Source organism: Dokdonella sp. (assembly GCF_036518555.1).
GTDB lineage: Bacteria > Pseudomonadota > Gammaproteobacteria > Xanthomonadales > Rhodanobacteraceae > Dokdonella_A.
The window spans coordinates 1-13,389 of the sequence record NZ_DATDMY010000043.1 but is presented as its reverse complement, the minus strand read 5'-3'; the positions used below and the strand labels follow the sequence as shown (position 1 = coordinate 13,389).

Below are 13,389 nucleotides of genomic sequence, written 5' to 3'. Positions count from 1 at the left end.
GCGAGCGCGGTGTCCTTCGGCAGCGACGTGAGGCGCGCGTGCGTGTCCGGCGTGAACGCCTCGGCGCCCGCGAACGGGGCGATCGCGCGATCGTGGTCCGGGCGCACGTCGACGACCATGATGTCGCCCGCCTGCATGCGCCGTTTCAGCTGCTGCACGTCGAGCGAGCGGATCGCCTGCGGTGCCTGCGGCAGATGGATCGCGAGGCCCTCGCCGTGCGGCGTGCGCGTCCAGTCGATGCTGGCGCCGCGCGCGCGCTGCGCGCTCGCCGCATCGAAGCGCACCTCGAGGCCGTTCGCGACGGCAACGATGTCGTGATCGCCCGGCTCGCGCAGCTGGAACTGCGGCTGGAAGCGGCCGTCGACGACGAGGAACAGCTTCGCGTCGCCGGCGTCGGCGAGCGCGGCGCGCACCTTCTCGGCCGCGGCGTCGGAGATCGTCAGCCGCGGCGGCGTGCGATCCGGCGCGGCCACGCCGAGCACGCGATGCAGTTCGCCCGAGTCGAACATCGACTGCACGATGTCGGCGCCGCCGACGAGCTCGCCGCCGATGTACAGCTGCGGGATCGTGGGCCACTGGCCGAACTCCTTGATGCCCGCGCGGATCTCCTCGTCGGCGAGCACGTCGACGCTGTGGTAGTCGTCGAGCAGGGCGTTGAGGCGGTCGGCCGCAGCGGCCGAAAAGCCGCACTGCGGCGCGAGGCGCGTGCCCTTCATGAACAGCACGACGTGATGGTCGGCGAGCAGCGACTCGATGCGCGCGCGCGTGGCGGGGGAGAGCGACATGGCGGTATCCGTGGGGCGGGTCGGCAATGATACGCCGGGAGGGCGATTCCGGCGGGTTGGGAAGCCCTCGATTTATAGGCGATAATCGCCGAAGCAAGGCGCCGCGCTGGAAGCGCGGCGGGCCAGGGTAGGGGCTGGGCCGCGAGGCCCATCGAATGCAGCACAGGCTCGGGATCGTCCGCCGCGAGGCGGACTCCGGCGATGCGCCGGGGATTCCGCATGGATCGGCACAAGCTCGGGAGGGGTGTCATGGTTCGTCGCAAGTCGCTCGCGGTCGCGATCGGGGCCGCGTTGTCCACGGCCGCGTTGTCTTCCACCTTCGTCGGCGGGCCCGCGCGCGCGCAACCGGCTCCGCCGGCCGAGGGCGTCGTGCCGATCACCTATGTCGGCGCCAATGCGCGCGTCTCGCTCGGCATCGACGACGACGGCGACGTGCTCGGCGAGATCCTCGGCATCCTCGGCAAGACGGATGACCATGCCTGGCTCGCCCAGTTGTGGCTCGGCCAGGGCGGCGCCGGCGGTGTCCAGCTCGACTACCATTGGCTGCGTGGCGATGCGAGCGCAACGGAAGGCGACGCAAGCGTGCTCAAGGCGTTCGGCGCGTTCGACCAGAATGCGTGGAAGGACCGCAAGGCGACGCTCGGCTTCGGTTGGGAGAAGAACGACCTCTCGCTCGACGCCTATGTCACCCATGCGACGTCGGGCGCGCGCTTTGCCGGTTCGACGCTCGTCACCGACGTGACCCAGCTCGGCGGTACGGACGAGCATGGCGACTACACGCAGACGCAGACGATCCAGACGCTGACCGAGGCGTTCGAACATCCGTACGACAATGGCGTCGGCGTGCGCTTCGGGCGGTACTTCGACGATCCGCTGCTGCGCGTGCGCGGCGGCCTCGACTACGAGCGCGGCAAGTACGACTCCGACCAGTGGACGCTCTCGCTCGGCCTCGACAAGTACTTCGCGAACACCGGCTTCAGCGTGTCGCTGCTCGGCGAGAGCCTGCACAAGGGCGGCGAGTTCGAACGCGACAGGAACGACACCCGCGGCTGGCTGCTGCTGCGCTACGACATCGGCCAGAACTACCGCGCACGCGACCCGTATCGCATGGTGCAGGTCGAGCGACCGGCGCCCGCAGCGGCCACGCCCGCGCCGCAGGTGATGCGCAACGAGGTCAGGCTCGACGGCGACGCGTTCTTCGACTTCGACCATTCCGACCTTCGCCCCGATGCGCGCGCCGCGCTCGACGAACTCGTCGCGAAGCTCGCCTCGGCCAATCGCGTCAGCCGCGTCGCGGTCGTCGGGCACACCGATTCGGTCGGCAGCGTCGCCTACAACCAGGCACTGTCCGAGCGCCGCGCGGCGAGCGCGAAGCGTTACCTCGTCGCGCGCGGCATCGACGCCGACCAGATCGACACGCGCGGCGAGGGCGAGCTTCGTCCGTCGTATCCGAACGACACGTCCGCGAACCGGCAGAAGAACCGCCGCGTCGATGTCGAGTTCCTCACCATCGAGGAGACGGCGCAGCCCGCACCGCCACCGCCCTCGCCCGCCGTCGAGTGGGTCAGGGAGCCCGTCGCCGCGCCGCCGGCGTGGATCGAGCGCGCGTTGCGCAACCCGGCCGAGCACAAGCGCACGGTCGACGTGTACCGCTTCGAGAAGACGACGAGGACGACGACGCTCGGGCCGCGCGAATACACCAACCATCCGCCCGTCGCGCAGGACGACGCGATCGCGATCGAACAGGATGCGGCCGCGACGCCGGTCGCGGTGCTCGCCAACGACAGCGATCCCGACGGCGACACGCTCGTCGTCACCGCGGTCGGCACGGCCGCGCACGGCACCGCGGTCGCGACCGCCGCCGGCGTCGACTACACGCCGGCGACGGGCTACCTCGGCGACGACGCTTTCACCTACACGATCAGTGATGGCCGCGGTGGCAGCGCGACCGCGACCGTGCACGTGAGCGTCACGACGCCGAACCATCCGCCGGTCGCGGGCCCGCTCTCGGTGCGCGTGCTCAAGGGCGCATCGATCGACATCCCGGTGCTGCAGGCCGCGTCCGATCCCGACGGCGACCCGCTCACCGTGGTCTCGGTGAACCACACCGGGCCGCTTCCGGACAATACGGTCACCATCAATCCGGACTTCACCGTGCACTACACGTCGTTCCACGGCTGGTTCGGCCAGGACTACTTCGAGTACACCGTGTCCGACGGCAAGGGCGGCACCGCGACCGGCACGATCGCCGTGTACGTGTACGAGCCGCCCCCGTTCTAGTTCAACTGCGAATGACCGGGACTCCTGCCCGGCATTCGCTCGCCGCGTCCGGTACACCGGAAACGCGGGTTCGCGCTGGCGGGTTCGCGCAGCCGTCGCGTGCGGAGGTTTCCCACGCAAATGGCCGCCGCAACCACCGGGTGCGATCCGTCCATGGATCGCACCCGGTGCCAAGCGATGCGGCTATGCCGCGGCGCGCAGCGGCAGCGTCGCGGCCGCGTCGCTGCGCGCGAGGCTGAGGCGACGCTCGGTCCAGTGCAGCAGCTCGAACGAGCCGTCGTGATGCTCGACGAGACCGGTGCAGTGTTCGACCCAGTCGCCGTCGTTGAGGTACAGCGAGCCCGCGTGCTCGTGCATGTTCGCATAGTGGATATGGCCGCAGATGTGGCCGTCGAAACCGTCCGCGCCCGCCTGCGCGGCGACGCGACGCTCGAAGTCGCCGATGAAGCGCCGCGCGGTACCGATGCGTCTCTTGAGCAGGATCGACAGCGGGCGATAGGGCACGCCGAGCAGGCGCAGCAGCGCGTTCGCGCGCCGGTTCATTGCGCAGACGAATCCCTGGAGCGCGTCGCCGAGTTCGAGCAACCAGCGCGGCGCATCGCCGTGGCCGTCGTACTCGTCGCCGTGGCTGACCCGATAGCGGCGACCGTCGGGGCCGGTGTGCACCGCCTCGAGCGCGATCTCGATGCCGGCGACGCGCGCGCCCGCGAAACGGCGCAGAGCCGCGTCGTGGTTGCCCGGTATGTAGACGACGCGCGTGCCCTGCGCGGCGATGGAGAGCAGCTCGCCGATCACCTCGGCGTGGCTCGCATGCCAGTACGGCCGCTTCGCCATGTTCTCGAAATCGACGATATCGCCGACCAGGTAGAGCCGTTCGCAACGCAGCGAACGCAGGAAGTCGAGCAGGTAGGCCGCCTTGCAGCCGGCATAGCCGAGATGCACGTCCGAGATGAACACGCTGCGGAACGAGAGTCGCGACATCGTGCCTCCTCGCGGGGAACACGGCGCAGTGTCGCCGGCCAGCGTCTCGCGCCCGTTGCGCCGCGATTGCACCGCAATGACACCGGCGTCGCCCGACGAGCCGCGCCGCAACACATGCATGTCACATCGTCCGCGTAGCGTCGTGCGCAGCCACCGCTGCCGCGAACGCCGATGTCGATCCCGAACCTGCGCGACAAGCTCGACCAGAAGATCTTCGACGCGATCTATTCGCGCAGCCTCGTCTACAACACGTGCTGGGAGGACCCCGCGATCGACCGCCGTGCGCTCGCGCTCGGTGCGGACGACGACGTGCTCGTGATCACGAGCGCGGGCTGCAATGCGCTCGACTACGCGCTGCTCGGACCGCGCAGCATCCACGCGGTCGACGCGAACCCGCGCCAGAACGCGCTGCTCGAGCTCAAGATCGCCGGCATCCGCACGCTCGGATTCGACGACTACTTCGCGATTTTCGGCGAAGGCCGCCACGCCCGCTTCGACGCGATCTACCGCGACGCGTTGCGCGCACAGCTTTCGGACTTCGCCCGCGCGTGGTGGGACGGCCGCACCGACTGGTTCACGAGCCGCCGCGGCAGCTTCTACTTCCATGGCCTGTCCGGCTGCGTCGCGCGCGGCGTGCGCGCCTACTTCGCGACGCGCCCGCGGCTGCGCCGCGCGATGGACGACCTGTTCCTCGCGCGCGACCTCGACGAGCAGCGCGCGATCTACGACGGCCGCGTCGCGCCGCAGTTGTGGAACACGCCGGTCAACTGGGTCATCTCGCGCCAGTTCGTCATGAGCCTGCTCGGCGTACCGTTCCCGCAGCGGCGCCTGGTCGAGGCGCAGCACGAACACGGCGTGTCCGGCTTCATCCGCAGCGCGGTGCAGTACGTGTTCCGCCAGCTGCCGCTCGCCGACAACTACTTCTGGCACGTGTACATGACGGGCCACTACCGTCGCGACTGCTGCCCCGAGTATCTCAAGCGGCACAACTTCGACCGCCTCAAGAGCGGTCTCGTCGACCGCGTCGTGCCGCACACCACCACCGTGACCGAGTTCCTTCGCGCGCACGAAGGGCCGATCACGCGCTTCGTCCTGCTCGACCACATGGACTGGATGAGCTCGTACCATCCTGCCGCGCTGGTCGACGAGTGGGAGGCGATCCGCGAGCGCGCCGCGCCGCGCGCGCGCATCCTGTTGCGCAGCGCGCATGCGCGACCGGGTTATCTCGACGACATCCGCATCGGCCCCGCGCGCGAACGCCTGCGCGACGCGTTCCGCTTCATGGACGCCGAAGCCGCGGCGCTACAGCCGCACGACCGCGTGCACACCTACGCCGGCTTCGTGATCGCCGATGCCCCGGCTTGAGGCCCTGCGCGGCGAGTTCGCCGTGCTCGCGCGCCTCGTGCGCGGCATGCCGCGCGCCGGATCGCATGCGCAGGCCCTCGGTGCGTTCTACGGCGCGCAGTCGGCGCATTACGACCGCTTCCGCGAACGCCTGCTGCAGGGGCGCGCCGAACTCGTCGCCGGCGTCGAACTGCGCGAACGCGCGCACGTCGCCGAACTCGGCGGCGGTACCGGCCGCAACATCGAATTCTTCGGCGAACGTGCCGCGCGCATCGCGCGCTACGATGTCGTGGACCTGTGCGCGCCGCTGCTCGCACGCGCACGCGAACGCGGTCGTGCGTTCCCGCAGTTGCACGCGATCGAAGCGGACGCGACGACGTGGCAGCCATCGGCGCCGGTCGATGCGGTGATCCTGTCGTATGCGCTGACCATGATCCCCGACTGGCGCGCGGCGGTCGCCAATGCGGTGTCGATGCTCGCCCCCGGCGGCGTGCTCGCGGTCGTCGACTTCCACGTGTCGCCCGCGCGAGCGGCGCCGGGCGCCGCGCAGCACGACGCGTTCACGCGGCGCTTCTGGCCGCTCTGGTTCCGCCACGACGGCGTGCGCCTCGACCCCGCGCACCTGCCCGCGCTGCGCGACGCATTGCCGTCGCACGCGGTCGTGGAGGCCCGCGCCGCGGTACCGTACCTGCCGTTCGTGCGCGTGCCGCATTACCGCTTCGTCGGCCGGAAAACTTGAGCGCGGCCAGCTGGATGTCGAGCAGCGGGCCGAACTCGCGCAGCACGCCGGCCGACGGGCGCAGAAATTCGGGCGTCGGCACGGATATGGCCCTCGGGTCGCTGCGACGCGTGCGCTCAGGCGCCGAGGTCGAGGCGCTGCATGTCCTCGTCCGACAGGCGCAGGTGCACCGCGCCCGCGAGTTCGGCGACCTGGGCGGGCGTCGTCGCGCTCGCGATCGGCGCGCTGATGCCCGGGCGTGCGATGAGCCACGCGAGCGCGACCTGGGCCGGCGTCGCGTCGTGGCGACGCGCGACGTCGTCGAGCGCGGCGAGCACGCGCAGGCCGTGGCCGTTGAGGTACTTGCCGACGGCGCGACCGCGCGCGGCGCTCTTGCCGAGGTCGGCCTCGCTGCGGTACTTGCCGGTGAGGAAGCCGCTCGCGAGCGCGTAGTAGCAGACCACGCCGACGCCGCTCTCGCGCACGAGCGGGGCGAGCTGCTCCTCGTAGTCCTTGCGCGCGACGAGGTTGTACTCGGGCTGCAGCACTTCGTAGCGAGGCAGGCCGAGCCGTTCGCTCGTCGCGAGCGCTTCGGCGAAGCGCTCGGCGCTGTAGTTCGAGGCACCGATCGCGCGCACCTTGCCGCGCTCGATGAGTCGTGCGAACGCGCCGAGCGTGTCGGCGAGCGGCACGTCCGGATCGTCTTCGTGCGCGAAGTAGAGGTCGATCGTGTCGACGCCGAGCCGCCGCAGGGAGTCGTCGGCGGCGGCCTCGATGTTGGCAGGCGACAGGCCGCGATGGCGCGCCCATTTCGCGACCTTGGTCGCGACGACGACGCGATCGCGCTTGCCGCTGCGCGCGAGCCAATGGCCGATCATCGTCTCCGACTCGCCGCCGTCGTTGCCGGGCACCCATGCCGGATACGCATCGGCGGTGTCGACGAGGTCGAGGCCCGCATCGACGAACGCATCGAGCACCGCGAACGCGCCCGGCTCGTCGACGCTCCAGCCGAACACGTTGGTGCCGAGCGCGAGCGGCGCGACGGCGAGACCGGAGCGACCGAGGGGACGTCGGGTCATCGGGACTCCATCGTGGGCGCTGCGGAGCCGCGCGCGATCGCGAGGCCCTGCGTCGGCGTCAGGAAAGGACGTCGGGGCGCTTGGCGCCCGCGTAGCGGCGCGTCCAGTAGCTCTCGTCGAGGCGGCTGATGCTGACGGACTTGCCGGTCGACGGCGAATGGATGAAGCGGCCGTCGCCGAGGTAGATGCCGACGTGCGAGACGCGCTTGCCGCGGATCTTGAAGAACACGAGGTCGCCGACCTTGAGGTCGGCGCGCGCGACGTTGATGCCGGCGCGGTACTGGCTCGCCGAATCCACCGGCAGGTCGACGCCCGCGCTATGGCGGAACACGTAGCGCACGAAACCGCTGCAGTCGAACCCGGTCCTGGGGTCGCGTCCGCCGCGGCGGTAGCGGATGTTCTGCAGCGTCATCGAGAATTCGGCGAGCAGTTTGCGCAGCCCGCCGACCGGGGCAGTCGCTTCGGGCCCGGCCGCGGCCGGCTCCGGCGCTGCGGCCGCGGGGTCGACGAGCAACGTGCCCGAGGCCGGCCAGGCCGTCGAGGCGATTGCGGAAGCGGATTCGAGCTGCCACGGGCGCAGGTCGATCGCCGACGGCGCGGCGACCGCAGTGTTGCCGTGCGTCGCGGCGAGCGCGAGCAGGAACAGGGCTGTCATTCGCTGGAAGGGCATCGAGGTGCTCCCGGATACGGACAGGGAGGCGACACCGCTTGCGCAGTCCGGCCCACCCCCGTGGAGCGGCGAAAGTAGCAAAGCCCATTTTCGGAGTTGTTTGGCCCGCGTTAAGCGAGCGGCGATTTCGATGGAATTCTGTGACGCCGTTCCGCTGCCGGCTGCGAACGGGGCCGCGGAAATCAGCCGCGAGGGGGCGATTGGGCGGGATGGCCGAGCACTGCGCGCGCCACCGGTACGATCTCTTCGGCCCACAGCGCATATTGCGCCGCCGAGGGGTGCAGCCCGTCGGCGACCAGCATTGCGTCGCCATCGCCGGCCTCGCGCGAGATCGAGGTGACGTCGACGAACGGGACGCTGGCGCCGCTGGCGATGGTGCGGGCGGCCGCATTGAACGCATCGATCTCGCCGGCGACGCGCGCCGCATCGCGACCTTGCGCGCGCGCGAAGCGCGTGACGCCCCAGTCGGGGATCGACACGACGAATACGCGCGCCGGCGAGCCCGCGAGGGCGCGTGCGCGCGCGAGCAACGCCGCGAACTCGTCGCGGTACTCGGCGAGCGCGCGCCCGCGATACTGGTTGTTGACGCCGATGAGCAGGCTCACGAGCGCGTACGGCGGCGCCAACGTCGCGGCATCCATCGCGGCGGAGAGCTCGTCGGTGGTCCAGCCCGTGGCGGCGACGATCTGCGGGTCGGCGAGTTCGACGCCGAGCGCGCGCAGGCGCCGCGCGAGCTGGGCCGGCCAGCTCTCGCCTGCGGCGACGCCTTCGCCGATCGTGTAGGAGTCGCCGAGGGCGAGGTAGGTCGCGGTGTTCATCGGGCACCTTGCAAGGGCAACAGCGACGGTAAAGATTGTTTCAGGCTTCAGCGCGCAGGGCAGGTCGAAGCGCGAGTCCCGGCGGCGCGCTTCGCGCGTGCCGTGCTAAGCGACGCGTCGTGCCGCGTTGCGTGCCGCGCGCGCGAGCTCGCGCTCGATGCGCGCGAGCGCGTCGGCGAGCACGGCGGGCTCGGGCAGCAGGGTCAGGCGGAAGTGGTTGCGCGCGGCGATGTTGAAGCTCGAACCGGGCACGAGGATGATCTGTTCGTGCTCGAGCAGGTCGAGCGCGAACGCGGCGTCGTCGAAGCCGGGCAGGCGTTCGGGATCGACGCCGGGGAACGCGTACAGCGCGCCGTGCGGCCTGACCATGCGCAGGAACTCGCTGCGTTCGACCGCGTCGATGACCGCCGCGCGCGCCGCGTGCAGGCGGCCGCCCGCGCGCGTGAGCGCGCGGATTTCGTCCGGTCCCTCGAGCGCGGGCTTGATCGCCCACTGCGCGGTCACGTTGCTGCACAGGCGCAAACTCGCGAGCAGGTCGAGCGCACGCACGAGGTCGTGCACGCGGCGCTCGGTGCCGGTGACCGACAGCCAGCCGACGCGGTAGCCGCAGGCGAGATGGACCTTCGACAGCCCGCCGTAGCTGATGCACGGCGTGTCGCCCGCGAGCGGGGCGAGCGGCGTGAACGTGGCGTCGTCGTAGAGCACGCTGTCGTAGATTTCGTCGCAGAGCAGGACGAGGCCGTGCCGCCGGGCGAGGTCGACGAGCGCGACGAGCAGGTCGCGCGGATACACCGCGCCGGTCGGGTTGTTCGGGTTGATGATCACGAGCGCGCGCGTGCGTGCCGTGATCAGCGCTTCGATCTGCGCAGGGTCGGGCAGGTGCGAACGCTCGGGGGGACACGGGTAGTGCAGCGGCACGCCGCCGTTGAGACGCGTCGCAGCCGTCCACAGCGGATAGTCGGGTGCGGGTACGAGCACTTCGTCGCCCGCATCGAGCAGCGCGCGCAGGCTGAGGTCGATGAGCTCGCTGACGCCGTTGCCGATGAACACGTGTTCGGGTCGCGCGTCCGCGCCGTTGCGCCGATGCTGCGCGGCGACCGCCTCGCGCGCTTCGAGCACGCCCTGCTGGTGGCTGTACGCCTCGCTCTTCGGCAGCGCGTGCGCGATCGCGTCGCGCAGATGCTGCGGCACGCGGAATCCGAACAGCCCCGGGTTGCCGATGTTCAGGCGCAGGATCGGCTTGCCCTCGGCCTCGAGCTCGTGCGCGCGCCGGCTCAGGGGCCCGCGGATGTCGTAGCGCACGTCTTCGAGGCGACGGCTCGTCGCGACCGTTGGATGCTGCATGTCCCCTTCCTGCAATCGAACGTCGGCCGATCCTAGCAGCGCGATTGCTGCGCCGCACGCGAACCCTGCGCGGCATCCGCGCCTGCGCGCGGCCGCGAAGCGCGCGTGGGGGAGCGCCGGGGCCGCCGCGAGGGCAGGGGCGCCACCTTGCTAGAATCCCCGCGAATGCCGACGATCACCGATCCCCAACAGCGCCTGGCCCGCATCGGCTGGCGTGCGCAGGTGCTTCCCGAGGGAGCCGATCCCGCCGCGATCGCGCGCGTCGTCGCGCAGCACCGCGCGGGCTACCAGCTGCACGACGGCAGCGACATGTTCAACGCCCAGCCGGCCGCGCGCTTCCTCAAGCGCGACCTCGACCCGACCGAACGCCCCGCGGTCGGCGACTTCGTGCTCGTCGCCGCGGGCACGCCGCCGACGATCGAACGCATACTGCCGCGCCGCACCGAGCTCAAGCGCGGCGCGGCGGGCGAGAGCCACCAGCGCCAGCTCATCGCGGCCAACGTCGACGCGGTGTTCGTGCTGAGCGGGCTCGACCACGACTTCAATCCCGCACGCATCGAGCGCTACCTGCTGCTGATCCAGGGCAGCGGCGCGACGCCCGTGCTCGTGCTGACGAAGGCCGACCGCGCCGATGCGATCGACGCGGTCGTCGCCGACCTGCGCCGTCGCGTGCCCGGCGTCGACGTGCACGCGATCAATGCGAAATCCGCCGACAGCGTCGCGCCGCTGCTCGCGTACCTCGGCCCCGGCCACACCGCGGTGCTCGTCGGGTCGTCGGGCGCGGGCAAGTCGACCCTCACCAACACGCTGCTCGGCGAGTCGCGCCAGGCGACCGGTGCCGTGCGCGAGCACGACAGCCGCGGTCGCCACACCACGACGCATCGCGCGCTGATCCTGCTGCCGAGCGGGGGCTGCCTCATCGACACGCCGGGCATGCGCGAGCTCAAGCTGACCGGCGAGGAACAGATCGACCAGGGCCAGTTCGCCGACATCGACGAGCTCGCGCAGACGTGCCGCTTCGGCGACTGCGCGCACGCGAGCGAACCCGGTTGCGCGGTGCAGGCCGCGCTCGCCGACGGCCGCCTCGACCCGGACCGCTGGCGCAACTACCTCAAGCTCCGCGACGAACTCGCCGCGACCGCCGACACGCTCGAGGCACAGATGCGCCGCCGCAGCGAGGCGAAGGTGCTGACCAAGGCGCTCGGCAAGCGCCTCGGCGAGAAATACGGCCGGCACTGAGGCGCCGGATCGCGGCTTGCGCCGCTCCCGTGAAAGGGGCACGGGTTGGAATCCGTGCCCCGTGGGGGCGCCGGCGGGCGCGCCGCTCCGATCGAATTACGGCACGGTCGTACCGTGCGCGCGCACCATGAACGCGCCCGGCAGCACGACGTACTGCGGATCGTCGTTGCGCGTGCCGAACGGCGCCGCGGCGAGATTGTCGATCGTCGCGGCGATGTCGGGCGCGTAGAAGAACCACGAATCGTGCCCGGATGCGCCGGTATCGACGCGCGCCGGGCGATCCGCGCCGCCCTCGAGTTTCGCGCTCGCGCCGACGAAGAAGCCGCCGTGCACGTAGGTCGGCGGCAGGTCGACCACGAAGAACGTGTCGTTGGACACGTTCGGCGTCGCCTCCACGCTCGCGACCGCGTGCGCGTTGCGCGGATCGCCGTCGCCATCGTCGTCCTCGAGCAACCAGAACGTGACCGGTCCGTTCGCGAGCGAAGGAAAGGTCGGGCCGAACGCGACCGACACCCGCGTGACCCATTCGCCGCCGATCGCGGCGACGAAGTAGTTGCCCCAGAGCATGTCCGGATCGAACGTCGACGGTGGGCCCTGGTTGGTGTCGCCGTTGCCGTCGTCGTACACATGATCGACGACGGCCGGAATGATCGGTCCGTCGAAGCCGTCCTCGAAGAGCGTGTCGGCGGGTGGCTGCTGCGCCTCGAACGCGCCGATGTCGGCGGCCGGGCCGGACACGCGCGCGAACAGCGCGCCGCGCTGGTCCGATTCGAGCGCCGCCTCGTTGTTGCCGGCATCGAGCGCGGGGCTGTCCGCTCCGAGCGCGCGCGTGCGGGTCGGACCGCCGTTCCATGCGAGCGGGAACAGCAGCGGATCGTCGGCGATCGTGTCGCTCGGCAGCGAGACGTTCGCTTCGACGGCCTGGACGAGGTTGTTCGATCCCGCGACGCCCAGTGGCGCCTCGATGTCGGTCGTCGCGATGTCGGTCGGCACGGGCGGCATGCAGGTCTCGCAGGCGGTGTTCGCCGCGAAGATCGAACTCCGGATCGTCAACGGGAGCGTGGCGTCCGCGAACAGCAATCCCGCCCCGTTCGCCACGCGGCTGAAATTGCTCGTGACCGTGCTGTTGGAGATCGAGGCCGGGCGTTCGGAGTAGATGCCCGCGCCGCCATCGCCCGTGTTGCCGTCGATCGTGCTGTTGGTGATCACGAGCATCGTGTCCTGCGGCGGTGGCGGATCGCCGTACACGCTGAACGGCGCCTTGTGCAGTCCGCCGCCCCGGCCGTCGGCGGCGTTGCCGTCGATGGTCGATCCGATCACGCTCGCATTGCCGCGCACGTACACGCCGCCGCCGTTGGCGTCCTGTCCGTCGACCGTCGCGGCGATCGTGTTGCCCGAGATCGTGCTGTCGACGAGCGACAGCACGCCACGCGAGTACAGCCCGCCGCCGACCGACGCGTAGCCGCCGTAGGACGCGTACGGTGCCGTGACCGAGTTGCCGGAAATCGTGCTGCGCACGAGCGTCGCGCCGTCGCTCGCATACGCGCCGCCGCCCGCGCCGGTGCCGTGCGCGCCGGTCGCGGCGAGGCTCGAGCCGGTGATGCTGCTGTCGGTCATCACGAGCGTGGTCACGTCGACCGCGCCGCCGAACACGAGCTGGTACGTGCCGCTCGCATGGCAGTTGGTGACGCTGACGCGATTGAGCGCGAGCGTACCGCCGAATCCCTCGATGCAGGCGGCAAGGCTGCCCGCATAACTGCCGTTCGCGATCGTGAGGTCGTTCGCCGTGAACGTGCCCTGGTCGCTCGAGAAGCCGCCGATCACGAGCACCTGTGACTGGCCGCCCGCCTCGATCGTGAGGGCATCCCGGCCGGGGCCCTGCAGGGTCACGTCGTAGAGGTGGTGGTCCCCGAGCACGCTCGTGTCGAGCGGACCCTGCGTCAACGTGATCGTGCTGCAGGTGAGCGCGGAGAGATCGACGACGTCGCCCTCCGCGGCGCCGGCGAGCACGCTGCGCAGGCTGCCTGCGCTGCCGTCGTCGAGGCAGTTCGTCACCGGGAGCGTCGCGCCGCGCGGCGCGGCGGGCGAGCGGACGGCCGCGTGCGCGTGCGCGGGGCGCCGGCGAGCTTCC

11 protein-coding genes are annotated in these 13,389 nt (G+C 71.0%); 4 read left to right on the top strand and 7 right to left on the bottom strand.

Features of this window, described 5'->3' with window-relative positions; genetic code table 11:
• Window positions 1-785, bottom strand: a 785-nt coding sequence (gene grxD, locus VI238_RS02705) for a Grx4 family monothiol glutaredoxin (protein WP_331648178.1), incomplete at its 3' end; no start/stop codon positions are given.
• Window positions 786-1,034: 249 nt separating this feature from the next.
• Between grxD and VI238_RS02700 the strand changes: the two genes are divergently transcribed.
• Window positions 1,035-3,065 (top strand): Ig-like domain-containing protein, encoded by a 2,031-nt coding sequence (locus VI238_RS02700; protein ID WP_331648175.1) that lies wholly within the window; start codon window positions 1,035-1,037, stop codon window positions 3,063-3,065.
• Between the two features lie 183 nt (window positions 3,066-3,248).
• On the opposite strand, the gene VI238_RS02695 is transcribed toward VI238_RS02700, so the two are convergent.
• Window positions 3,249-4,046, bottom strand: coding sequence for a UDP-2,3-diacylglucosamine diphosphatase (locus tag VI238_RS02695; protein ID WP_331648173.1), 798 nt, complete (start codon window positions 4,044-4,046; stop codon window positions 3,249-3,251).
• Between the two features lie 171 nt (window positions 4,047-4,217).
• Between VI238_RS02695 and VI238_RS02690 the strand changes: the two genes are divergently transcribed.
• Window positions 4,218-5,411 (top strand): BtaA family protein, encoded by a 1,194-nt coding sequence (locus tag VI238_RS02690; RefSeq protein ID WP_331648171.1) that lies wholly within the window; start codon window positions 4,218-4,220, stop codon window positions 5,409-5,411.
• The gene (locus tag VI238_RS02685) at window positions 5,398-6,129 is read left to right on the top strand and encodes a class I SAM-dependent methyltransferase (protein WP_331648169.1); all 732 of its coding nucleotides are present in this window, start codon (window positions 5,398-5,400) and stop codon (window positions 6,127-6,129) included. The genes VI238_RS02690 and VI238_RS02685 overlap by 14 nt, the downstream gene beginning before the upstream one ends.
• A 116-nt stretch (window positions 6,130-6,245) precedes the next feature.
• On the opposite strand, the gene VI238_RS02680 is transcribed toward VI238_RS02685, so the two are convergent.
• The 4 genes from VI238_RS02680 to VI238_RS02665 all read right to left on the bottom strand — a co-directional run bounded on the left by VI238_RS02680 (window position 6,246) and on the right by VI238_RS02665 (window position 10,019).
• Window positions 6,246-7,187: an aldo/keto reductase gene (locus VI238_RS02680; protein ID WP_331648167.1), complete on the bottom strand. Its 942-nt coding sequence runs from the start codon at window positions 7,185-7,187 to the stop codon at window positions 6,246-6,248.
• 58 nt (window positions 7,188-7,245) lie between these two features.
• Window positions 7,246-7,857, bottom strand: coding sequence for a C40 family peptidase (locus VI238_RS02675; protein WP_331648165.1), 612 nt, complete (start codon window positions 7,855-7,857; stop codon window positions 7,246-7,248).
• A 182-nt stretch (window positions 7,858-8,039) separates the two neighbouring features.
• Window positions 8,040-8,675, bottom strand: coding sequence for an SGNH/GDSL hydrolase family protein (locus VI238_RS02670; protein ID WP_331648163.1), 636 nt, complete (start codon window positions 8,673-8,675; stop codon window positions 8,040-8,042).
• A 105-nt stretch (window positions 8,676-8,780) separates the two neighbouring features.
• Window positions 8,781-10,019: an aminotransferase class I/II-fold pyridoxal phosphate-dependent enzyme gene (locus VI238_RS02665; RefSeq protein WP_331648161.1), complete on the bottom strand. Its 1,239-nt coding sequence runs from the start codon at window positions 10,017-10,019 to the stop codon at window positions 8,781-8,783.
• A 165-nt stretch (window positions 10,020-10,184) separates the two neighbouring features.
• Between VI238_RS02665 and rsgA the strand changes: the two genes are divergently transcribed.
• Window positions 10,185-11,258: a ribosome small subunit-dependent GTPase A gene (gene rsgA, locus VI238_RS02660; protein ID WP_331648159.1), complete on the top strand. Its 1,074-nt coding sequence runs from the start codon at window positions 10,185-10,187 to the stop codon at window positions 11,256-11,258.
• 96 nt (window positions 11,259-11,354) lie between these two features.
• On the opposite strand, the gene VI238_RS02655 is transcribed toward rsgA, so the two are convergent.
• The coding region (locus VI238_RS02655) for a right-handed parallel beta-helix repeat-containing protein (protein WP_331648157.1) at window positions 11,355-13,389 on the bottom strand (2,035 nt) is incomplete at its 5' end.